This window comes from Planomonospora antibiotica (assembly GCF_014647955.1).
GTDB classification, from domain to species: domain Bacteria; phylum Actinomycetota; class Actinomycetes; order Streptosporangiales; family Streptosporangiaceae; genus Planomonospora; species Planomonospora parontospora.
In genome coordinates, this window is the sequence record NZ_BMQE01000009.1 from 128,363 (window position 1) to 148,445 (window position 20,083).

The 20,083-nt window shown below is 75.0% G+C and carries 14 protein-coding genes and 1 pseudogene; 8 read left to right on the forward strand and 7 right to left on the reverse strand.

Annotated elements, in window-relative coordinates; translation table 11 throughout:
- Window positions 1-197: 197 nt before the first annotated feature.
- Window positions 198-509 (reverse strand): chorismate mutase, encoded by a 312-nt coding sequence (locus IEZ06_RS36210; protein WP_229797976.1) that lies wholly within the window; start codon window positions 507-509, stop codon window positions 198-200.
- 183 nt (window positions 510-692) lie between these two features.
- A pseudogene (locus IEZ06_RS36215) lies at window positions 693-1,157 on the reverse strand (hypothetical protein); the annotation flags it as partial.
- Window positions 1,158-1,515: 358 nt separating this feature from the next.
- Between IEZ06_RS36215 and IEZ06_RS11325 the strand changes: the two are divergent.
- The 5 genes from IEZ06_RS11325 to IEZ06_RS11345 all read left to right on the forward strand — a co-directional run bounded on the left by IEZ06_RS11325 (window position 1,516) and on the right by IEZ06_RS11345 (window position 8,123).
- On the forward strand, window positions 1,516-3,894 hold the full coding sequence (locus IEZ06_RS11325) for a serine/threonine-protein kinase (RefSeq protein ID WP_189236634.1): 2,379 nt from the start codon (window positions 1,516-1,518) through the stop codon (window positions 3,892-3,894).
- A 50-nt stretch (window positions 3,895-3,944) separates the two neighbouring features.
- The gene (locus IEZ06_RS11330; protein ID WP_189236635.1) at window positions 3,945-6,068 is read left to right on the forward strand and encodes a serine/threonine-protein kinase; all 2,124 of its coding nucleotides are present in this window, start codon (window positions 3,945-3,947) and stop codon (window positions 6,066-6,068) included.
- A gap of 92 nt (window positions 6,069-6,160) precedes the next feature.
- The gene (locus IEZ06_RS11335; protein ID WP_229797955.1) at window positions 6,161-7,039 is read left to right on the forward strand and encodes an AraC family transcriptional regulator; all 879 of its coding nucleotides are present in this window, start codon (window positions 6,161-6,163) and stop codon (window positions 7,037-7,039) included.
- Window positions 7,040-7,060: 21 nt separating this feature from the next.
- Entirely contained in the window at window positions 7,061-7,741 is a 681-nt protein-coding gene (locus tag IEZ06_RS11340; RefSeq protein WP_189236636.1) for an AzlC family ABC transporter permease, read from the forward strand.
- A 70-nt stretch (window positions 7,742-7,811) separates the two neighbouring features.
- On the forward strand, window positions 7,812-8,123 hold the full coding sequence (locus tag IEZ06_RS11345) for an AzlD domain-containing protein (protein ID WP_189236637.1): 312 nt from the start codon (window positions 7,812-7,814) through the stop codon (window positions 8,121-8,123).
- A 112-nt stretch (window positions 8,124-8,235) separates the two neighbouring features.
- Here the strand turns inward: IEZ06_RS11345 and IEZ06_RS11350 are convergent, their stop codons facing one another.
- Window positions 8,236-9,348: a sensor histidine kinase gene (locus tag IEZ06_RS11350; RefSeq protein ID WP_203871717.1), complete on the reverse strand. Its 1,113-nt coding sequence runs from the start codon at window positions 9,346-9,348 to the stop codon at window positions 8,236-8,238.
- A 167-nt stretch (window positions 9,349-9,515) separates the two neighbouring features.
- Window positions 9,516-10,202, reverse strand: a complete 687-nt coding sequence (locus IEZ06_RS11355) for a response regulator transcription factor (protein WP_189236639.1) — start codon at window positions 10,200-10,202, stop codon at window positions 9,516-9,518.
- A 121-nt stretch (window positions 10,203-10,323) separates the two neighbouring features.
- On the opposite strand from IEZ06_RS11355, the gene IEZ06_RS11360 reads away from it, so the two are divergent.
- Together IEZ06_RS11360 and IEZ06_RS11365 are read left to right on the forward strand one after the other, a co-directional pair.
- Entirely contained in the window at window positions 10,324-12,603 is a 2,280-nt protein-coding gene (locus IEZ06_RS11360) for an MMPL family transporter (protein ID WP_189236640.1), read from the forward strand.
- 43 nt (window positions 12,604-12,646) lie between these two features.
- On the forward strand, window positions 12,647-14,374 hold the full coding sequence (locus IEZ06_RS11365) for a serine/threonine-protein kinase (protein ID WP_189236641.1): 1,728 nt from the start codon (window positions 12,647-12,649) through the stop codon (window positions 14,372-14,374).
- On the opposite strand, the gene IEZ06_RS11370 is transcribed toward IEZ06_RS11365, so the two are convergent.
- The 3 genes from IEZ06_RS11370 to IEZ06_RS11380 all read right to left on the reverse strand — a co-directional run bounded on the left by IEZ06_RS11370 (window position 14,358) and on the right by IEZ06_RS11380 (window position 16,388).
- Complete coding sequence (locus IEZ06_RS11370) at window positions 14,358-15,287, reverse strand: RluA family pseudouridine synthase (protein ID WP_068894146.1); 930 nt, start codon at window positions 15,285-15,287, stop codon at window positions 14,358-14,360. The genes IEZ06_RS11365 and IEZ06_RS11370 overlap by 17 nt on opposite strands.
- Entirely contained in the window at window positions 15,280-15,795 is a 516-nt protein-coding gene (locus IEZ06_RS11375; RefSeq protein WP_203871716.1) for a signal peptidase II, read from the reverse strand. The genes IEZ06_RS11370 and IEZ06_RS11375 overlap by 8 nt, the downstream gene beginning before the upstream one ends.
- Window positions 15,796-15,980: 185 nt before the next feature.
- A complete protein-coding gene (locus IEZ06_RS11380) occupies window positions 15,981-16,388 on the reverse strand; it encodes a TraR/DksA family transcriptional regulator (protein ID WP_373293845.1) in 408 nt (135 codons plus the stop codon).
- 499 nt (window positions 16,389-16,887) lie between these two features.
- Between IEZ06_RS11380 and ileS the strand changes: the two genes are divergently transcribed.
- Entirely contained in the window at window positions 16,888-20,061 is a 3,174-nt protein-coding gene (gene ileS / locus IEZ06_RS11385) for an isoleucine--tRNA ligase (RefSeq protein WP_189236643.1), read from the forward strand.
- Window positions 20,062-20,083: the final 22 nt, after the last annotated feature.

Here is a 20,083-nt window from a genome sequence, read left to right on the forward strand (position 1 = left end):
CCCCTTGTCCCGCGTCGGCGAAGGGAAGCTTACGCGCGTTCGCCCGCCCCCGGGGCGCTCCCCGGCCTCCTCTCCCCGGAGCCCGCGGCCCGCTCCCGGAGGCCGTCCGCGGCCCGCCCTCCGGCCGGGGAGTCCGCCCCGCCGCGCGGTCCCCGGCCCCGGCGCTCTGCGGCCCGGCGCTCCCCGGTCCAGTGCTCTCAGCCCCGGCGCTCTGCGGCCCGGCGCTCCTCGGCCAGGTGCAGCCCCGCCTCGATGACGGCGTTCATGATGGGCGCCAGGCGCGCCTCGCCCAGGGACGGGGCCCGCCGGGCCATCTCCGCGACCAGGCGGCGCTCACGCTCCATGTCGCGCCCGGCGAACCCGCCGACCGGCTTGAGCCGCTGGACCGTCCCGGCGAGCTCGGCGCGGCGCTCCAGCAGCACCGCCAGGGCCGCGTCGACGCGGTCGATGGCGCCGCGGGCGGCCGGCACGGAGCCCGGCTCCTCCCTGCGGGTCAGCGCGCCGACGATCCGCACCGCCTCCTGGGCGGCGGCCGTGGTCCGCCGCGACGGGTCGGGGGACAGCAGCAGCCCGTCGGCCCCGGCCGCGACCGCGGCGGCGGCCAGTGCCGGGTCGTCGCCCAGTCCCGCCAGGACCGGGCGGCCGGACCGCTCCCGGGCCCTCCGCATCAGGGCCAGGTCGGGAGGGGCCGCCGGCGAGCCCGCCCGCCCGCGCCCGCCGCCCTCGCAGAGCACGACCCGGTCGCCGGCGTCGGCGGCGCAGTAGTCGGCGACGGCCAGCCACTCCTCCGGGGACGTGGCCGGGCCGCGCTGGACGACCACCGGCAGGCCGAGCCGGGAGACCGCCCTGACCAGCCGCAGGTCGCGCGTCCAGGCCGCCCCGACCACCACTCCGTCGGCCCCGGCGGCGATCCGCGGCAGGTCGTCGGCGCAGGACGGCTCCACCAGGACCGGCCCGGCCCAGTGGGCGCGGACCTCTGCCAGGGCGTCGGCGGCGGTGCCGCCGGCGGGTCCGCCCCGGCGTTCGCGCAGGTCGATCCAGCGCGCGTCCGCGCCGGGCCCGCCGATCACCACGGCCGGACCGGCGCCCAGCGTGAGGGTCCCCAGGCGCACGGCTCCCCGCTCCGCCCGCTCGGTCGGCTGTACGGTCAACGACATCTCGGCTCCCAGATGCTCAAGCCGGCGCGCGTCCCGCGAACCGGCGAGGTGCAAGAAACAAAAAAGGCAGAGACGGGTCGTCTCTGCCTGCGCCGGCTCAGGAGGGTCGCTGGGTCACGCGTCGGGCGACCGGCTCTCCGGAGCCGGCCTGATAAACGCGGAACAGCGGTTCATACCGCCGAGTCTAGGCCACCTGCGCCCGATTCGCCACGGGACGGGACGACGGTCTCAGATGGCGGACAAGCCGCAGGGGGCCGGACGCTCCCGGCAGGTAGGGCACTACAGCCGCTCGGAGGGTCGGGGCGGATCCCTGTTTATGGGAGGATCTTCTCCACTGTGAGGGAGGTCAACGCGGGTGATGCAGTCGGAGGGGAATCAGGAAGGGCGACGCGTCGCCGGCCGCTACCATCTCCTGGAGCCCATCGGGCGGGGCGGGATGGGCACGGTCTGGAAGGCTCACGACGAGCTCCTCGACCGGACCGTCGCCATCAAGGAGGTCCGCTACTCCGCCGCCCTCGGTGAGGACGTCCAGACGCTCAACCAGCGCCTCCTGCGGGAGGCTCGTGCGGCGGCCCGGCTGACCCATCCGAACGTCGTGGTGGTCTACGACGTGATCGAGGAGAACGAGCAGCCCTGGATCGTCATGCAGCTCGTGCAGTCCCGCTCGCTGGGCCAGGTGCTCCGCGAGGACGGGCCGCTGCCTCCCCGGCAGGTCGCCGAGATCGGGCTGGCCCTGCTGGGGGCGCTGCAGAGCGCGCACGACGCCGGGGTGCTGCACCGCGACGTCAAGCCGGAGAACGTCCTGCTCGCCCAGAACGGCAGGGTCGTGCTCACCGACTTCGGCATCGCCAAGCTGGACTCGGAGAGCACGCTGACCATGACCGGCGTGGCGGGCACCCCCGCGTTCATCGCGCCGGAGCGGCTGCGCGGCCTGCCGGCCCGCCGGGAGTCCGACCTGTGGTCGCTCGGCGCGACGCTGTACGCGGCGGTGGAGGGCAGGTCCCCGCACGACCGCAAGATGCCGCTGGCCACCATGCACTCGGTCATGACCGACCCGCCCGACCCGGCGCGCAACGCCGGTCCGCTGCTGCCGGTGCTGGAGGGGCTGCTCCGCAAGGAGCCCGTCCAGCGGCTCACCTACGCCGAGGCCTCCGCCATGCTGCGGAAGGTCACCGAGGGCCGTTCCCCCACGCAGCCCTCGTGGATGATCCGCCCGGCCTCCTCCCCGTCCTCCCCGGCCGGCGCCGCGCCCGCCGGAGACGGCTCGCCCGCGGCTGCCGAGCGCCGCAAGCCCTACGGGGCTCCGGCGCCCCGCAAGCCCGCGACACCGCCCTCGCCCGCCCGGCCCGCCGGGGGCCCGGCCGTGCCGCCCGCCCGCGAGAAGCCCGTCACCCCGCCCCAGCGGGAGAGGCCCCTCGCCCCGCCCCCGGGCGGCGGACCCGTCCCGCCGTCCGGCGCCGACCGGCCGGACGCCCCCTCCTTGCGGAAGGCGTCCCGGAACGACGGCGAGACCGCCTCCGCCGAGCACGGCGCGCCGGCCGCGCGCCGGGAGGCGGCCCCCGCTTCGGAGAGCGGCGCGGCGGTGATCCCGCAGACCGGGCAGGTCAAGCCGCCGTCCGCCCGCGAGGCCGCGTCCTCCGGCGGGGACGCCGCGCCGCCGGCCGGGGACGGCTCTGTGTCCGCGGACGGGTCCCCCGCGGCCCCTCCGGCCATCGCGGCCTCCTCGGCGGCACCCCCGCCCGGCGGTGCCGCCGGGGATGATCCGGCGGCCTCCGGCGCCCCGTCCGCCCCCTCCCCCTCCCCGTCCCCGGACATCAGGAAGTACGTCAGGAGCCTGGTCCCCGAAGAGCCCGCCGAGCCGCCGGCCGTACCCGCACCCGCGCCGGCGCCGAGGACCCAGCCCGCGCCGGTACGGCGGGGCGGGCCCGCGCCCGGCCCTGCCGACCAGGAGCGGACCCGGCTGGGAACCACCGTGTTCGCCGGAGGCGCCGGTCTCACCGCCCCGCCCGGGGTCCGGCGCGCCCTGCCCATCGTGGTGGGCGCCCTGGTCCTCGTGGGCGGCGTGGGCGTCTGGATCGGCATGAACAGCGGTGACGACGGCGAGGCCGGTACGGCCGGGCAGAGCCGGCCGAGCGCGTCCGCGCCCGCCGGGAGCCCCACGGAGCCCGGCGGATCCGGCGAGTCCGGGGAACCCGGCGGCGGGGACTCCTCGCCGGACCCGTCCTCTCCCACGCCCTCCCCGTCGGAGAGCGAGAAGAAGACCGACGACAAGAAGGAAAAAAAGGATAAGTCAAAGCTCCCCTCCGGCTGGCGCATGCACAAGGACCCCTTCGGGTTCTCGGTCGGCCTGCCCAAGGGCTGGAAGGTCGAGCGGCGGCAGGGGACCCAGGTGCGGTTCCGCGGCCCCGACGACCGGAGGAGCTACCTCATGATCGATTACACCGACAGCCCGGGCCCCGACTCCAAGAAGGACTGGGACGTCTACGAGCCCCAGGCCCGCGGCGGTTTCCCCGGCTACAAGCGCATCCGGATCGAGAAGGTCGACTACATGGAGGACGCCGCCGACTGGGAGTTCACCTGGGAGCCGGGCTACGGCAAGGTCCGTGTGCTCAACCGGGGGTTCATCACCAAGGGCGGCCGGGGGTATGCGATCTACTGGCACACCCCCGCCTCCAAGTGGAAGAAGAACCTGAAGCTGTTCGAGGGCTTCGCCGCGACCTTCTCGTCGAAAAAGTGAAGTCCCGCCCGACCGGCTACGATTCGTGAGCCGGGGAGGGAGTCGAGGACATGACCGAACGGAGGGTCGCGGGCCGGTACCACCTGCTCGAACCCATCGGTGAAGGCGGGATGGGCGTCGTCTGGCGCGCCCACGACGAGCTTCTCGACCGGGTCGTCGCGGTCAAGGAGGTCCGCTACCGCGGGATCGACGAGAGCGCGCGGGCCGACCTGAACCAGCGGACCGTCCGGGAGGCCAAGACCGCCGGCCGGCTCGACCACCCGTCCGTGATCATCGTGCACGACGTGGTCGAGGAGGGCGGGCGGCCCTGGATCGTCATGCAGCTGGTGCGCTCGCGCTCGCTGGGCGAGACCGTCCGCGAGCGGGGGCCGCTCCCCCCGGACCGGGTGGCCGCCGTCGGGCTGAGCGTGCTGGGCGCGCTGCGGGCCGCGCACGCCGCCGGCGTGCTGCACCGCGACGTCAAGCCGGAGAACGTCCTGCTGGCCCACGACGGCCGGGTGGTGCTGACCGATTTCGGCATCGCCTCGACCTCCCACGAGCCGGGGATCACCCGGACGGGCGGGATGGTCGGCACTCCCGCCTTCCTGCCGCCCGAGCGGCTCCACGGCCTGCCCGCCACGCCGGAGTCGGACCTGTGGTCGCTCGGCGCCACGCTGTACGCGGCGCTGGAGGGCCGTCCGCCCTTCCACAAGGCCACGCCCGCCGCGACCATGATGGCCGTCCTGGCCGGCGAGCCGCCGCCGCTGAGCCACACCGGCCCGCTGGCCTCGGCCGTCCTGGGACTGCTGGCCAAGGAGCCGGTCGCCCGCATGGGCGCCGACGAGGCCGAGGCCCTGCTCGCCCTCGCCGCCGCCGGCCGTACCGTGCCCGACGGCGCGCCCCCGCCTCCGCCGCCCTCCGTGGAGCCGCCCTACCCCGCCTCCCTGGCGGCTCCATCCGCTCCCGCACCGGAGGCGCGCCCGGCACTCCGCAGGCGCCCGTCGCGATCCGGCGCGGCCGCCGGGCGTCCCTCCCCCGCGGGCCGGCCCGCCCGCGCCGGGACGGCGGCACCGCACGGCGCACCGCCGACGCCCGTGTACGGCGGCACGTCACCGGAGGCCGCCCACGGCGGTGCGGCGTACGGCTCGCCGCCGGAGACCGTGTACGGCACGCCCGCACCCCCTCGCCCGGCCCCGCCGGAGACCGTGTACGGCACGCCCGCACCCCCTCGCCCGGCCCCGCCGGAGCAGCCGCACGCCGGCGAACCGGCGGTCCACCACGGGCCCGCACCGTACGGGCACGGACCTGCGCACCCCGGATACCCGCCGACCCGTCCCGGCGGTCCCGCGGAGACCGGATATGCCGGATACGCCGCCCATTCCGGCGGCCCCGCGGAGGCCGGGCACCCCGGGCTTCCGGGCGGCCCGGTGGAGCGCCCGCATCCCGGCCACCCCGGTGGGCCCGCCTACCAGGCCCAGCCCACGCGCTCCGGCGGACCCGGCCGCCGGGGGCGCCGGGGGCGCGACGGGGACCCCGTGCCTCCGGCGCGGCCCGCGGCCGGGCGGATCGCCCTCATGGTGGGCGCGCCGGTGCTCGCGGTGGTCCTCGGCGTGGGCGGCTGGCTGGTGTTCCAGGACGGCCGGGCCCCGGCGGCGGCGACCCGGCCCGCGGACGGCTCCGCGGAGTCCGGCGGGCCCACCGCACCGCCCGACCGGCCGACCGGCCGGCCCACACCGGCTCCCACCCCCTCCGCGCCTCGGCTCCCGAAGGGCTGGCGGCTGTACGAGGACCCGGAGATGGGCTTCAGCGTCGCGATCCCGAAGCACTGGACCGCCGTCCGCGCCGCCGACCGCGACCGGGTGGAATTCCGGGCGCCGGGGGCGGCGAGCTTCCTGTGGATCGAGTCGACCGACGATCCCGAACTCGATCCGGTCAGGCACTGGGAGAAGGTCGAGAAGGTCATCCGGAAGGTCCGGACGGGTTACCGGCGGATCGCCATCAGCCCGCTGAACTACCGGGGCATGGCCGCCGCCGACTGGGAGTTCACCTACACCAGCAAGGGCGTGCCGACCCGGGTCGTGGACCGGGGGTTCCGCACCGTGGACGGCACGCCGTACGCGATCTACTGGGAGAGCCCGGAGGCACGGTGGGACCGGACGTACTTCGACCGGTTCACCGAGACGTTCCAGCCGTGACCCCGGCGGACCCGGCGCCCTCCGCTCCGGCGCACCCGGGAGGCCCGCCGGCCCCCGCGGATCCGGCAGCCCCGCCCGCCCCCGCGGATCCGGTGCACCCGGTCCCCGGGGCGGCCCCGCCGGTCCCCGCCGAGGCGGCGCGCTTCTGGCGGAGCCCGGCGCTGCCCGGGGTGGACCTGCTCAAGGCCCGCTACGTCACGCACCGCTTCACCCGGCACGTGCACGAGCAGTACGCGATCGGCGTGGTCCTGTCCGGGGTCGAGGAGTTCGACTACCGGGGCGCCCGGCACCGCGCCGGGGCCGGTTCCCTGGTCCTGGTCGATCCGGAGCAGGTGCACGACGGCCACGCGGGCGTGCCGGGCGGCTGGACCTACCGGATGCTCTACCCGTCCGTGGAGGTGATCGCCGCCGTCGCGGCGGAGCTGCTGGCCGGGCGGGGCACGCCGTACTTCCCCGAGGCCGTCGTCCCCGGGGCGCCGGGGGCCCCCGGCGCGCACGCCGCCGCCCTGCTGCGCGCCGCCCACCGGGCCGCCGAGCTCGGCGACGACCTGGCCTCCTCCACCCTGGCCCGCACCGCCTTCGGCGCGCTGGTCCGCGACCACGCCGCCCGCCGCCCGCCGCGGTCTCCCCTGCCCGCAGGCGACCGCGCGGTACGGCTGGCCCGGGAGATCCTGCACGAGCGCCTCGTCGACCCGCCGACCCTGGAGGACCTGGCCCGGGCCGTGGAGGTGCGGCCGTTCGCCCTGCTCCGGGCCTTCAAGGCCGCCACCGGCCTGCCCCCGCACACGTACCTGAACACGCTCCGGGTACGGCGGGCGCGCGCCCTGCTGGACTCCGGCACACCCGCCGCGCGGGTCGCCGCCGAGGTCGGGTTCACCGACCAGGCCCACCTGAACCGGCACTTCAAACGGATCGTGGGCGTGCCGCCGGGCGCCTACCAGCGTGCAGGAACGTACAAGAACCATCGCTGAGCCGCACATAGCCTCACGTGCATGGAGACAACCACTCGTTCCCCGGCGATCCGGGACGGGCTGGGCGTGGGGATCGCGGTCGGGCTCTCCGGGCTGGCGTTCGGCGCCGCCGCCGTCACCGCCGGGCTGAGCGTGGCCCAGGCGTGCGTGCTGAGCCTGTTCGCCTTCACCGGCGCCTCGCAGTTCGCCCTGGCCGGAGTCGTCGCGGGCGGCGGAAGCCTGGCCGCGGGCGCGGTGGGCGCGCTGCTGCTCGGCGTCCGCAACGGCCTGTACGGCCTGCGCCTGTCCGGCCTGCTCGGCGCCCGCGGCTGGCGCCGTCTCCCGCTGGCCCACGGGGTGATCGACGAGACGACGGCGGTGGCCCTGGCCCAGCCGGACGCGGAGTCGGCCCGGACCGGGTTCCTCGTCACGTTCGGCAGCCTCTACCTGACCTGGAACGCCACCACCCTGCTCGGCGCGCTGGGCACCTCGCGGGTGGCCGATCCGGCGGTGTTCGGGCTGGACGTGGTGGGCCCGGCGACGTTCCTGGCGATCCTCTGGCCCCGGCTGACCGGCTCCGGACCCGAGGCCCGCGAGCTCCGGATGATCGCGGCGGGCGGCGCGGCCGTCGCGCTGGCCGCGACCCCGTTCACCCCTGCGGGCGTGCCCGTGCTGCTGGCCGCCGCGGCCGTGCTCGCCGTGCTGCTGAGGAGGCCGAGATGATCCGTGTCCCCCCGTCCCGCCGTCCCCTTGACCGCGGAGAGGGTCTCCTCCGTCCCGGCGGGGGGTGCCGATGAGCGTGTGGCAGGCGGTGGTGGCCGTCTGCCTGGGCTGCTACGCGCTGAAGCTGGCCGGGCTCTCGGCGCCGCGCCGGGTGCTCGACCACCCCGGCGTGCAGCGCTTCGCCGCGCTGGTCCCGGTGGCGCTGCTGTCCGCGCTCATCGCGGTGCAGACCTTCACCGCCGGTCAGGCGCTGGACCTCGACTGGCCGCGCACGGCCGGGCTGGGCGCGGCCGTGGTCGCGCTGCTGCTGCGTGCGCCGTTCCTGGTGGTGCTGGTCGCGGCGGCGGCCGTCACGGCCCTGCTCCGCCACGCGGGGCTGTGACCGGCCGGTCCCGGTCCACCGCTCCGGTCCGCCTCCCGGCAGGCCGGCGGCCGGGACCCTACGGCGGTTCGGAGGCGGCGGACGGATCAGCCGGCGGTTCGGAGGCGGCGGATCAGCCGGCGGGCAGCACCATCCGGAAGACCGCACCCTCTCCCGGCCGGGAGTCCACCTCGGCGCGGCCGCCGTGGGCGGCGGCGACCGCGGCCACGATCGCCAGCCCGAGCCCGGCCCCGCCCCGGCGGCGGTCCCCGCCGCGGGCGTGGTCGGCGCGGTAGAAGCGCTCGAACACGAGCGCCCGCTGCTCCTCGGCCAGACCCGGCCCCTCGTCGGCGACCTCGACGACCGCCTCGCCGTCGTCCCGGCGCACCCGGACGACGGCCGCGGTGCCCGGCGGGGTGTGGGCGAGCACGTTGGCCAGCAGGTTGCCCACCGCCTGGCGGATCCTGGCGGCGTCACCGGGCACCTCGACCGGTCCCGGGTGCTCGGTCCGCAGCGGCCGGTCCGGCTCGATGGCGAGGGTGTCGGCCACCGCGTCGGCCACCAGGGAGGTCAGCTCGACCGGGGCGCGCTCCAGCGGCCGCGCCTGGTCCAGGCGCGCGAGCAGCAGCATCTCGTCCACCAGTGCGCCCATCCGGGTCGCCTCCGCCTCGATCCTGCTCATCGCCTTGGCCAGATCCTCGGGCCGGGTGGCCGCACCGCGCCGGAACAGCTCGGCGTACCCCCGGATGGTGGCGACGGGCGTGCGCAGTTCGTGGGAGGCGTCGGCGACGAACCGGCTCAGCCGTTCCTGCGACTCCTCGCGCTGCCGGAACGCCCGTTCGAGCTGCCCCAGCATCGCGTTGAGCGCGTGGCCGAGGCGGCCCACCTCGCTCCCGGCCGGGCCCGTCTCGATCCGGCGGTCGAGGTCGCCCGCGCCGATGTCCGCCGCCGCCTCCACGATCCGGTCCAGCGGGCGCAGGCCCCGGCGGACCAGGTGCGCGGCGAGCAGGGTCAGGGCCGCCAGGGCCACCGCCGACGAGACGACCAGGACGCGGGCGACGCGGCCGGTCAGCTCGTCGGAGGCCGCGAGCAGCGCCTCCGGGGAGTCCAGGGCGAGCAGCCTGGCGCCGTGGTGCCCGCGCCAGTCCTGCAGCGCCCCGAAGACGGCCCCGGCGACCAGGCCGAGGGCCAGGGCGACCAGGCCGGCGACCGTCACGACCAGCCGGGCGCGCAAGGATGCGGGCACGGGCACCGCCCGGGACGCGGGCACAGGTACCGCCCGGGACGCGGCCGGACGGGAGCGCGGGCCGGCGCGGTCGGCGCGGTCGGCGCGACCGATGCGACCGATGCGGGTGGCACGGCCTGGGCGGTCGGCACGGCCTGGGCGGTCGGGGCGGTCGGGGCGGGAGGGCATCAGTCCTCCCGGGGCAGCCGCAGGACGTAGCCCACGCGGGGCACGGTGTGGATGAGGGGCGGCCCGCAGGAGTCGACCTTGCGGCGCAGGTAGCTGATGTACGTCTGCACGACGCCGTCGTTGCCGCCGAAGTCGTACTGCCACACGTGGTCGAGGATCTGCCGCTTGGACACCAGCCGGCCCGCGTTCGCGGTCAGGAAGCGCAGCAGCTTGAACTCGGTGGGGGTGAGGTCGATGCGCCGGTCGTCCCGGCGGACCTCGTAGGCGTCCTCGTCGATGACCAGGCCGGCGAAGGCCAGGCGGCCGGTCTCCGGCCCGGTGCGCCGCGTCCGCCGCAGCACCGCCCAGATCCGGGCGATCAGCTCCTCCAGGCTGAACGGCTTGGTCACGTAGTCGTCCCCGCCCGCGGCCAGCCCGCCGATCTTGTCCTCGGTGGCGTCCCGCGCGGTGAGGAACACCACGGGGACCTCCGACCCGGCCGCCCGGATCCGCCGGCACACCTCGGTGCCGGGCACGTCGGGCAGCATCACGTCCAGCACGACCAGGTCGGGGCGGAAGGACTCCGCCAGCGACACCGCCGCCGCGCCCGTCCCCGCCGTCTCCGTCTCGAACCCCTCGTAGCGCAGGGCGGTCGCCACGAGATCGGCGAGATAGGGCTCATCGTCCACGACCAGTATCCGGCTCACCCCGCCAGTCTCCCCCAGCCGATCTTCGGAAGCCCTGGGAGAACTCTGTGAAACCGGATCCGCAGAGTTCTCCCAGGACGGCCGCACGGCCGTTGAAGATCATCCTGCTGCACTGGGGTCCATGGAGAGACTCTCGGCATTCGTCCTGCGGCGCAGGCGGCTGGTGACGCTGCTGGCCGTGTGCGCGTTCCTGGCGGGCCTGGCCGCCACCCCCTTCGCGATCCAGCGCCTGTCCGAGGAGTACGCCCACCCCGGCATGCCCGCCTTCGACGCCAACCAGGAGATCGTCCGCCTCTACGGCAACGGCGGTTACCAGCGGCCGTTCGTCCCGGTCGTGGTCCTGCCCGGCGGCATGCGGGCGGAGGAGCACCGGGAGGTGATCGGCAGGGCGTTCGCGGCCGTCGCGGCGGCACTGCCCGAGGCCCGCGTGGTCTCCTACACCGACACCGGCGACCCCCGGCTCGTCGGCGCGGACGGCCGCACCACCTTCGGGCTGGTCTTCCCCGGCACCTACTCCGACGGCAGCCCGCCGGGCGGCGGCCTGGGCGAGACGCCCGACGAGAGCCCGGTGATCGTCGCGGCCATGGCCCCGGTCCTGCCGGAGGGCGCCACCGTCCACGTCACCGGGCTGGACGCCCTCGCGCCGAGCGTGGACGCCGGCGGCGTGGACGTCCCCGCCAAGATCGGCATCGGTGCGGCCGCCGCCGTGATCGTGCTGTTCGGCGTCTTCCGCTCCGCCCTGGCGCTCGTACCGCTGCTGATCTCGGTGCTGGCGGTCTTCACCTCGTTCGCCGTGATCCTGCTGCTGACGCTGGTGACGACGGTGCACGACGTGGCGCTCACCACCATGCCGCTGCTGGGCCTGGGCATCGCGATCGACTACTCGCTGCTGCTGGTGGCCCGGTGGCGGGAGGAGCGGGCGCGCGGCCACCGCGGTGACGAGGCCGTGCACCGGGCGATGCGCGGCGCCGGGCGCGCGGTGCTGTTCAGCGGCGCGGCGGTCGCGATCGGCCTGGTGACCATGGTCGTCCTGCCGGTGCCGTTCCTGCGCAGCCTCGGGCTGGCCGGGATGGTCATCGCGGCGGTCAGCGTGGCCGTCACGCTGACCGTGCTCCCGGTCCTGCTCGCCCTGGCCGGGCGGCGATCGGAGCGCAGGCGGGCCCGGTCCGGCGAAGCCCTCCCGGCGGCCCGGCCGGGTACGGCGGGCACACCCGGTACGGCGGGCACACCCGGTACGGCGGGCACGCCGTACCACCGGGAGGCGAGGGCCGGGCGCGCCTGGTCGGCCTGGGCTCGCGGGGTGGTGCGGCTGCGCGTGCCGGCCGCCCTGGTCTCCGGCGGCCTGCTGGTCGCGCTGACCGTGACCGCGTTCGGCGTCGACCTGGGCCTGCCCGAGAGCGGCGACCTGCGCACCTCGGGACCCGGCCACGAGGGGCTGGCCGCACTCCGGCGGGCCGGAGTCCCCGCCGGTTCCCTCACCCCGTTCGACGTGCTGGTCGCCGGCGACCCCGTGCCGGCGGTCGAGCGGATCAGGGCCGTCGAGGGCGTCTCCGCCGTGCTCGCCCCCCAGAACCCGTCCTGGCGGCGGGGCGGCACGGCGGTCGTCACCGTGCTCCCGGTCGCGGAGAACGGGAGCGACGCGGGTCAGGAGACCGTCGCCCGGGTCCGCCGGGCCGTACCGGGGACCGTCCGGGTGGGCGGCGGCGCGGCGCAGAGCATGGACTTCCGGGAGCACGCCTACGGGGCCTTCCCGTGGATGCTCGCCCTGATCGCGCTGGCCACGTTCGTGATGCTGGCCCGGGCGTTCCGCTCCCTGCTGCTGCCGCTCAAGGCGATCGTGCTCAACCTGCTCTCGCTGGGCGCGGTGATCGGCGCGATGGTCCTGCTCTGGCAGTCCGGCTGGGGCACGCGCGAGCTGCTCGGCATCCAGCCGACCGGTTCCATCGGCGAGTTCGTCCCCCTGACGATCTTCGCCTTCCTGTACGGCCTCAGCATGGACTACGAGGTGTTCATCCTGGCCAGGATGCGGGAGGAGTACGACAGGTCGGGCGACACCGTCCGCGCGGTGGTCGAAGGCGTCGGCAGGACCGGCCGCCTGGTCACCTCGGCCGCGCTGATCCTGTTCGTCTCCTTCGCCGCCCTGGCCATGACCCCCGAACTGGACGTGAAGGTGTTCGCCAGCGGCCTGGCCCTGGGCATCCTGCTGGACGCGACCCTCATCCGGGGTGTCCTCGTCCCGGCCGTGGTCGCGATGATGGGCCCCTGGAACTGGTGGCTGCCCGGCTGGGCCGCCCGGCTGCTGCGGGTGGAGCCCTCGCCGCTGCGCACCGGGCGCACCGTGCGGCCCGCGGACGGGGCCGTGACCTCCCCCGGAGACGATCATCTGCACCGGACCGCGTGAAACGTCCCGATTACCCTCTTCGATCCAGGGTAGTCCGAGCCTCATGTCCGATTCTCAGGAGCTCATCGCTGACCGGTATCGGCTGCTGGAACACATCGGCCGGGGGGGCATGGGCACGGTCTGGCGCGCCCGGGACGAGGTGCTCGGCCGGAACGTGGCCGTCAAGGAGGTCATCCCCTCACCCGACCTGACGGGTCCCGAACGCGAGGTCTTCACCGTCCGCACGCTCCGGGAGGCGCGTGCGGCCGGCCGGATCGGCCACCCGTGCGTCGCGACGGTCTACGACGTGGTCGAGGAGCGGGGCCGTCCCTGGATCGTGATGCAGCTGGTGGACTCCCGCACGCTCGGCGCCGTGATCAGGGAGGACGGGCCGCTGCCGCCCGCCCGGGTGGCGAGGATCGGGCTGGAGGTGCTCGGCGCGCTGGTCGCCGCGCACCGGGTGGGCGTGCTGCACCGCGACGTCAAACCGGACAACGTGCTGCTCGCCGCCGACGGCCGGGCGGTGCTGACCGACTTCGGCATCGCGATGCTGGAGGGCGACTCCTCGGTGACCAGGACCGGGGCGCTCATCGGCACCCCGGCCTTCATCGCGCCGGAGCGGGCGGGCGGCGGCCCCGCGGAGTTCGCCTCCGACCTGTGGTCGCTCGGCGTGACGCTGTACATGGCGGTCGAGGGGCGCTCCCCCTTCCAGCGCGCCCATCCCCTGGCCACGCTCGCGGCGGTCATGCACGAGCCGCCGCCTCCACTCCGGTACGCCGGCGCGCTGGGGCCGGTGATCTCCGGTCTGCTCCGTAAGGACCCGCGGCTGCGCATGTCCGCCCAGGAGGCCTGCGCCTCCCTCCGGGGGATCGTGGACGGGACCGCGCCCGACCCCACCATGCCGATCGACCTGACGGCCCGCGGCCGCGGTCCCGCGGCCGGAGAGCCGGAGACCGGTCCCGGCCCGGCGGCCCCCGCCGCGGTTCCGGCTGCGCTGCTCGCGGGCTCGGCGGCGTACGCCGGGCCCGCGGCGGAACCCCTGCCGGGGAGGAACGGAGCGGCGGGGGCCGGACCGGCGGGGACGCCGCCGGCCCCGCCGCAGGCCGGACCGCCCGCCGGGCAGGCACCGCCCCCCGCGGCGGCCCCCGTCTCCCGGCGCCGTCCGGTCATGGCCGGGGTCGCCGCGTCCGCGCTCGCGATCGCCCTGTCCGCCGGGGGGATGGCGTGGGTCACCGCTCAGGGCTCGGAGGGAGGGACGCACCCGGCGGGTCCGGCGAACCCGACCGTGCAGGCCAGCGTCCCGGCGAAGGGGCGTACCGCGCCGCCCGCCACCGACACGGTGGGGGCCGACTCCCACCCGGCCGGGTCCGGCGGTTCGCGGCCCGCCGCCCGACCGACGGATGCCCCCGCCCAGGAGCGCGGAGCACCGCGGGAGGAGTCGTCCGGGAAGCCGACCCAGAAGCCTTCGCAGAAGCCTTCCCGGAAGCCCTCGGGGAACTCCGGGAACGGGCAGGGCGCGACGGAGGAGCAGCCCGACAAGGGCCGGGACGACGGCGACGGCCAGGGCAACGGGCAGGGCAACGGCAACGGGCAGGACGGCGGGCAGGGCAACGGCAACGGCAACGGCAACGGCCAGGACGGCGGGCAGGGCAACGGGCAGGACGGCGGCGACGGGCAGGACGGCGGCGCGGACCCGCCCGGCCAGGTCGCCCCCGGGAACGGGGCGAACGCCATGAGCGCCGACGCACCGGGCAAGGCCAGGAAGACCAAGAAGCCTAAGAGTCGCCGCTGACGACCTTGAGGGAGTGCGCCAGGTCGGCGGGGTACTCCGCGGTGAAACCGACCCACTCGCCCGTCGACGGGTGCTCGAAGCTCAGCGAGACCGCGTGCAGCCACTGCCGGGTCACGCCCAGTCTCGCGGCCAGCGTGGGGTCCGCGCCGTACAGCATGTCGCCGACGCACGGGTGGCGCAGCGCCGACATGTGCACCCGGATCTGGTGCGTCCGGCCGGTCTCCAGCTTGATGCTCAGCAGCGACGCGGCGCGGAAGGCCTCGACCGTGTCGTAGTGGGTGACCGACTCCTTGCCGCCCGCCACGACCGCGAACCGGCCGTCCCCGAAGGGGTGGCGGTCGATCGGCGCGTCGACGGTGCCCCGCAGCGGGTCGAGGTGCCCCTGGACCAGCGCGTGGTAGAGCTTGTCGACCGTGCGCTCCTTGAAGGCCCGCTTCAGGTGGGAGTAGGCGTGCTCGCTCTTGGCCACGACCATCGCACCGGTGGTGTTGGCGTCCAGGCGGTGCACGATGCCCTGGCGCTCGGCGGCGCCGCTGGTCGCCACCTGGTGCCCGCTGCCCAGCAGGCCGCCGATGACGGTCGGCCCGGTCCAGCCCGTGGTCGGATGGGCGGCCACGCCGACGGGCTTGTTGACGACGATGATGTCGTCGTCCTCGTGGAGGATCGCCATGCCGGGGATGGGCTCGGCGACCGGCATCGGCGCGGCGGGCGGCGGCGGCAGCGTCACGTCCAGCCACTCCCCGCCCTGGACCCGGTCGGACTTGGCGGCGGTGGAGCCGTCCACCAGCACGTCGCCGGAGGCGATCAGCTCCGCCGCGCGGGTGCGGGAGAGGCCGAACAGCCGGGACAGGGCCGCGTCGAGGCGCTCGCCCTCCAGGCCGTTGGGGATCGGAAGACTCCGCTGGTCAGCCATTGTCGTTCTGCTCCTTCTGACCGGTGTCGCGCGTTCCGTCGATCTGGTAGCCCCGCCAGGCGAGGAAGACCGCGAGGATGCCGCCGCAGACGATCCCCGCGTCGGCGATGTTCCAGACGGGGAAGTGCCCGGGGAAGGTCTCGATGAAGTCGACGACGTATCCCTGGAACGGGGCCTCCCTGCCGAAGCCCGATGGCCAGCGGAAGACGCGGTCGGTCAGGTTGCCCAGCGCCCCGCCGAGCAGCAGGCCGAGCGTGACCGCCCAGGGCAGGCTGCGCAGGTGCCGTGCGGTGCGCAGGATCGCGATCACCACCCCGGCCGCGACGAACGTGAAGACGATCGTCATGCCGGTCCCGATGCTGAAGGCGGCGCCGGAGTTGAAGATCACCCGGAACTGGAGGAGGTCCGGGACCAGCACGAGCGGATCCCGGCCCTCCAGGGTCTTCAGCACGACCGTCTTCGTGACCAGGTCGAGGAGGTAGACGATCGGCGCGATCGTCGCGAGCACGGCGATGCGCCGCCTTCCGGGAGGGGGGACCGGCCCGTCCGCGCCGGCGGCCCCTTCCGTCTCACCGTTCGCGGCACCGCCCGCGGCGCCGTCCGCCGTGTCGCCGGCGGCCCCTTCCGCCCCGCCGCCCGCGGCACCGGGGCCACCGGTGCCGCCGCCGGGGCCGCCCGCGGCGCCGCCCTCGGTCAGCGGCGCTCCTCCCGCTGCTTGCAGGCCACGCACAGCGTCGCCCTCGGAAACGCCTGCAGGCGCTCCTTTCCGATCGGCTGGTGGCACGATTCGCACACTCCGTAGGTCCCCGCGTCGATCCGGGCGATCGCTCGCTCGTTCTGCGCGACCAGGTCGCGCGAATTCAGGGTAAGGGCGATCTCGCGTTCCCGTGCATACGTCCTGGCTCCGGCGTCGGCCTGGTCGTCGCCCGCGCCGTCCGTGACGTCGCTCGACGCGATCTCCGACTCCGCCCGGGCGATCTCCAGGGTCAACTCCTCGATCTCGGTGGCCAGCCGCTCGCGGACCTCCGCGAGCTCCTCCTCGGTCCACGGCGCGGCAAGGCCGTTCCGGGACGGCGCTACCGCGCTCTCGTCTGCGCGAATGGTCGTGGCCATGTCGGCCTCCTCACTCGGTCGGACCCCTACCGATGCGGTAAGACGGTGCGGGCAGCTTAGGTCGCTCATAACAGAACGGCAAACGACCCACCGGGGTCTTTGCCAATCCCGTACCATCCCGCCCTTCACCTCTCAATCTCCGGGCTCACCGATATCGGGAGCCGGGGATATCGGGAAGCCTCCGGCGCACCCCGTGCGTTATCGTTTGAGTCCGCAAGGCGTTGACGGGGACGAGTATCTCCGGCCCCCTCGCAGGAGCGACCCGGGGACGGTGCGAGCCCGGGGCGAGGCCCGGAGAGAAGATCACCCCTGAGCCGCCGGAAGAACGGTCCTCCGCGTGCAGCGGATACCCAGTAGACCCGGCCGCGAACCGAAAAGAAGAGGGCCTCCCCACCCGGGAGGCCAAGGAGGGTGGTACCGCGGGGCCGCCAGGTCTCGTCCCTCCGCGCCACTGCCAACCAGCACCAGCGTGGAGGTTCCGCCCGTCATGTCCGCCCATTTCCGTCCCCTTCCCGCGCAGGTCGACCTGCCCGCGCTCGAACACGAGGTGCTCGACCGCTGGAGGGACGGCAAGGTCTTCGAGCGCTCGGTCGAGCAGAACTCCGGCGGTCCCGCCTGGGTCTTCTACGAGGGCCCGCCCACCGCGAACGGCATGCCCGGCGTCCACCACGTCGAGGCGCGCGTCTTCAAGGACGTCTTCCCCCGCTACAAGTCCATGCGCGGCTACAGCGTGCCCCGCAAGGCCGGCTGGGACTGCCACGGCCTGCCCGTCGAGGTCGGCATCGAGAAGGAACTCGGGCTGACCGGCAAGAAGGACATCGAGGCGTACGGCATCGCGGAGTTCAACGCCAAGTGCCGCGAGTCGGTGCTGCGGCACGTGGACGCGTTCGAAGAGATGACCGAGCGCATGGGCTACTGGATCGACCTGTCGGCGGCCTACCGCACGATGGACCCGGCCTACGTCGAGTCCGTCTGGTGGTCGCTGAAGGTCGTCTTCGACAAGGGCCTGCTCTTCCGCGACTTCCGGATCACGCCGTACTGCCCGCGGTGCGGCACCGGCCTGTCCGACCACGAGCTGGGCCAGCCCGGCGGCTACGAGACCGTCTCCAGCCCGTCGGTCTACGTCCGCATGCCCGCCGTCTCCGGCCCGCTGGCCGAGCTCGGGGCCTCGCTGCTGATCTGGACCACCACGCCGTGGACGCTGGTGTCCAACACCGCGGTCGCCGTGCACCCCGAGGTGACCTACGTCGCGGCCCGCCCCGCCGGCTCCGAAGAGGTGCTGGTCGTCGCCGAGCCGCTGCTGACCGCGGTCCTGGGCGAGGACGCCGAGGTGCTGGCCTCCTTCGCCGGCACGGAGCTGGAGCGCACCTCCTACCGCAGGCCGTTCGACCTGGTGGACATCCCCGGCGCGCACTACGTGGTGCTGGGCGACTACGTCACCACCGAGGACGGCACCGGCCTGGTCCACCAGGCGCCCGCCTTCGGTGCCGACGACATGGCGACCTGCAAGCGGTACGGCCTGCCCGTGGTCAACCCGATCGGCCCCGACGGCCGGTTCGCCGAGGACGTGCCGCTGGTCGGCGGGCAGTTCTTCAAGCACGCCGACGAGTCCCTGACCGCGGACCTGCGCGACCGGGGGCTGCTGTTCCGGGGCGGCCACTTCGAGCACAGCTACCCGCACTGCTGGCGCTGCCACACCGCACTGCTCTACTACGCGCTGCCCGCCTGGTACATCCGCACGACCGCGATCAAGGACCAGCTGCTCGCCGAGAACGAGAAGGTCGGCTGGTTCCCCGAGACGATCAAGTGGGGCCGCTTCGGCGAGTGGCTGCGCAACAACGTCGACTGGTCGCTGTCGCGCTCCCGCTACTGGGGCACCCCCCTGCCGCTCTGGGTCTGCTCGGCCGACGAGTCCCACATCACCTGCGTCGGCTCGCTGGCCGAACTCGGCGAGCTGTCCGGCCAGGACGTCTCCGCCCTCGACCCGCACCGCCCCTACGTCGACGACGTCACGCTGCCCTGCCCATCCTGCGGGGCCGAGGCCCGGCGGGTCCCGGACGTGATCGACGCCTGGTACGACTCGGGCTCGATGCCGTTCGCCCAGTGGGGCGCCCCCTACCAGAACCGCGAGATCTTCGAGGCGGCCTATCCCGCGCAGTTCATCTGCGAGGCCACCGACCAGACCCGCGGCTGGTTCTACTCGCTGATGGCGGTCGGCACCCTGGTCTTCGGCCGCACCTCCTACGAGAACGTGCTCTGCCTGGGGCTGATCCTCGCCGAGGACGGCCGCAAGATGAGCAAGCACCTGGGCAACGTGCTGGAGCCGATCTCCCTGATGGACCGGCACGGGGCCGACGCCCTGCGCTGGTACATGGCCTGCTCCGGCTCCCCGTGGGCGGCCCGGCGGGTCGGGCACGCCGCCCTGGAGGAGATCGTCCGCAAGGTCCTGCTCACCTACTGGAACACCGTCTCCTTCTTCACCCTCTACGCGGGCGCCGAGTCCTGGAGCCCGGCGGCGATGTCCGAGGCGCCCGCTCCCGGCGAGCGCCCGCTGATCGACCGGTGGGCGCTCGCCGAGCTGCACCGGACGGTGGCCGAGGTCACCGCGTCGATGGACGAGTTCGACACCGCCCGGGTCGGGCGGCGGCTGGCCGAGTTCCTCGACGACCTGTCCAACTGGTACGTGCGGCGCTCCCGCCGCCGGTTCTGGTCGGGCGACGCCTCCGCCTTCGCCACCCTGTACGAGTGCCTGGAGACCGTGACCCGCCTGATGGCGCCGGTGGTGCCGTTCATCACCGACTACGTCTGGGACGTGCTGCGGGAGGAGGGCGCCCCCGCCTCGGTCCACCTGGCCTCCTGGCCCGCCGTGGACTCCGCGCTGCTCGACCCGGCCCTGTCGGAGCAGATGGCGCTGGTCCGCCGCCTGGTGGAACTGGGCCGCTCGGCCCGCGCCTCCAGCGGCGTGAAGACCCGTCAGCCGCTGGGCCGCGCCCTGGTCGGCGCCCCCGGCTGGGCCGCGCTCTCGCCCGAGCTGCGCGAGCTGATCGCCGACGAGCTCAACGTGCAGGCCCTGGAGGACATGTCAGGATTCTCCGCCGACCTGGTCTCCTTCACCGTCAAGCCCAACTTCCGGGCCCTGGGCAAGCGGTTCGGCTCGCAGACCAAGCTGGTCGCCGCGGCCGTGTCCGCCGCGGACGCCGGTGAGCTGGCCCGTACCCTGCGCGCCGGATCGCCCGTCTCGCTGGACGCCGGTGAGCTGGGCACGGTGGAGGTCACGGCCGAGGACGTGATCGTCACCGAGCAGCCGAAGTCCGGCTGGGCGGTGGAGACGGGGGCCGTCGACACCGGCACGGGCGAGACCGTCGCCCTCGACCTGGCCATCACCGACGAACTGCGCCGGGCCGGCCTGATCCGCGACGTCGTCCGGCTGGTCCAGGACACCCGCAAGTCCTCGGGACTGTCCATCACCGACCGGATCGACCTGTGGTGGTCCGCCGCCGACGCCGAGCTGGCCGAGGCGCTGCGGGCCCAGGGCCGTACGGTGGCCGACGAGGTCCTCGCCCTCTCCCTCACCGAGGGTCTCACCGGGGAAGGGCTCCCGGTCCACGAGGACACCGATCTCGGGCTCTCCTTCCAGCTCCGCCGCACCACCGCGGCCTGACGGGCCTGACCGCAGCCGGGTC

Excerpts from the sequence above, each read along its gene's own strand:
- ileS (WP_189236643.1), top strand. The coding sequence starts at position 16,888 with ATGTCCGCCCATTTCCGTCCCCTTCCCGCGCAGGTCGACCTGCCCGCG.
- IEZ06_RS11345 (WP_189236637.1), top strand. The coding sequence starts at position 7,812 with ATGAGCGTGTGGCAGGCGGTGGTGGCCGTCTGCCTGGGCTGCTACGCG.
- IEZ06_RS11360 (WP_189236640.1), top strand. The coding sequence starts at position 10,324 with ATGGAGAGACTCTCGGCATTCGTCCTGCGGCGCAGGCGGCTGGTGACG.
- IEZ06_RS11330 (WP_189236635.1), top strand. The coding sequence starts at position 3,945 with ATGACCGAACGGAGGGTCGCGGGCCGGTACCACCTGCTCGAACCCATC.
- IEZ06_RS11325 (WP_189236634.1), top strand. The coding sequence starts at position 1,516 with ATGCAGTCGGAGGGGAATCAGGAAGGGCGACGCGTCGCCGGCCGCTAC.
- IEZ06_RS11365 (WP_189236641.1), top strand. The coding sequence starts at position 12,647 with ATGTCCGATTCTCAGGAGCTCATCGCTGACCGGTATCGGCTGCTGGAA.
- IEZ06_RS11340 (WP_189236636.1), top strand. The coding sequence starts at position 7,061 with ATGGAGACAACCACTCGTTCCCCGGCGATCCGGGACGGGCTGGGCGTG.
- IEZ06_RS11370 (WP_068894146.1), bottom strand. The coding sequence starts at position 15,287 with ATGGCTGACCAGCGGAGTCTTCCGATCCCCAACGGCCTGGAGGGCGAG.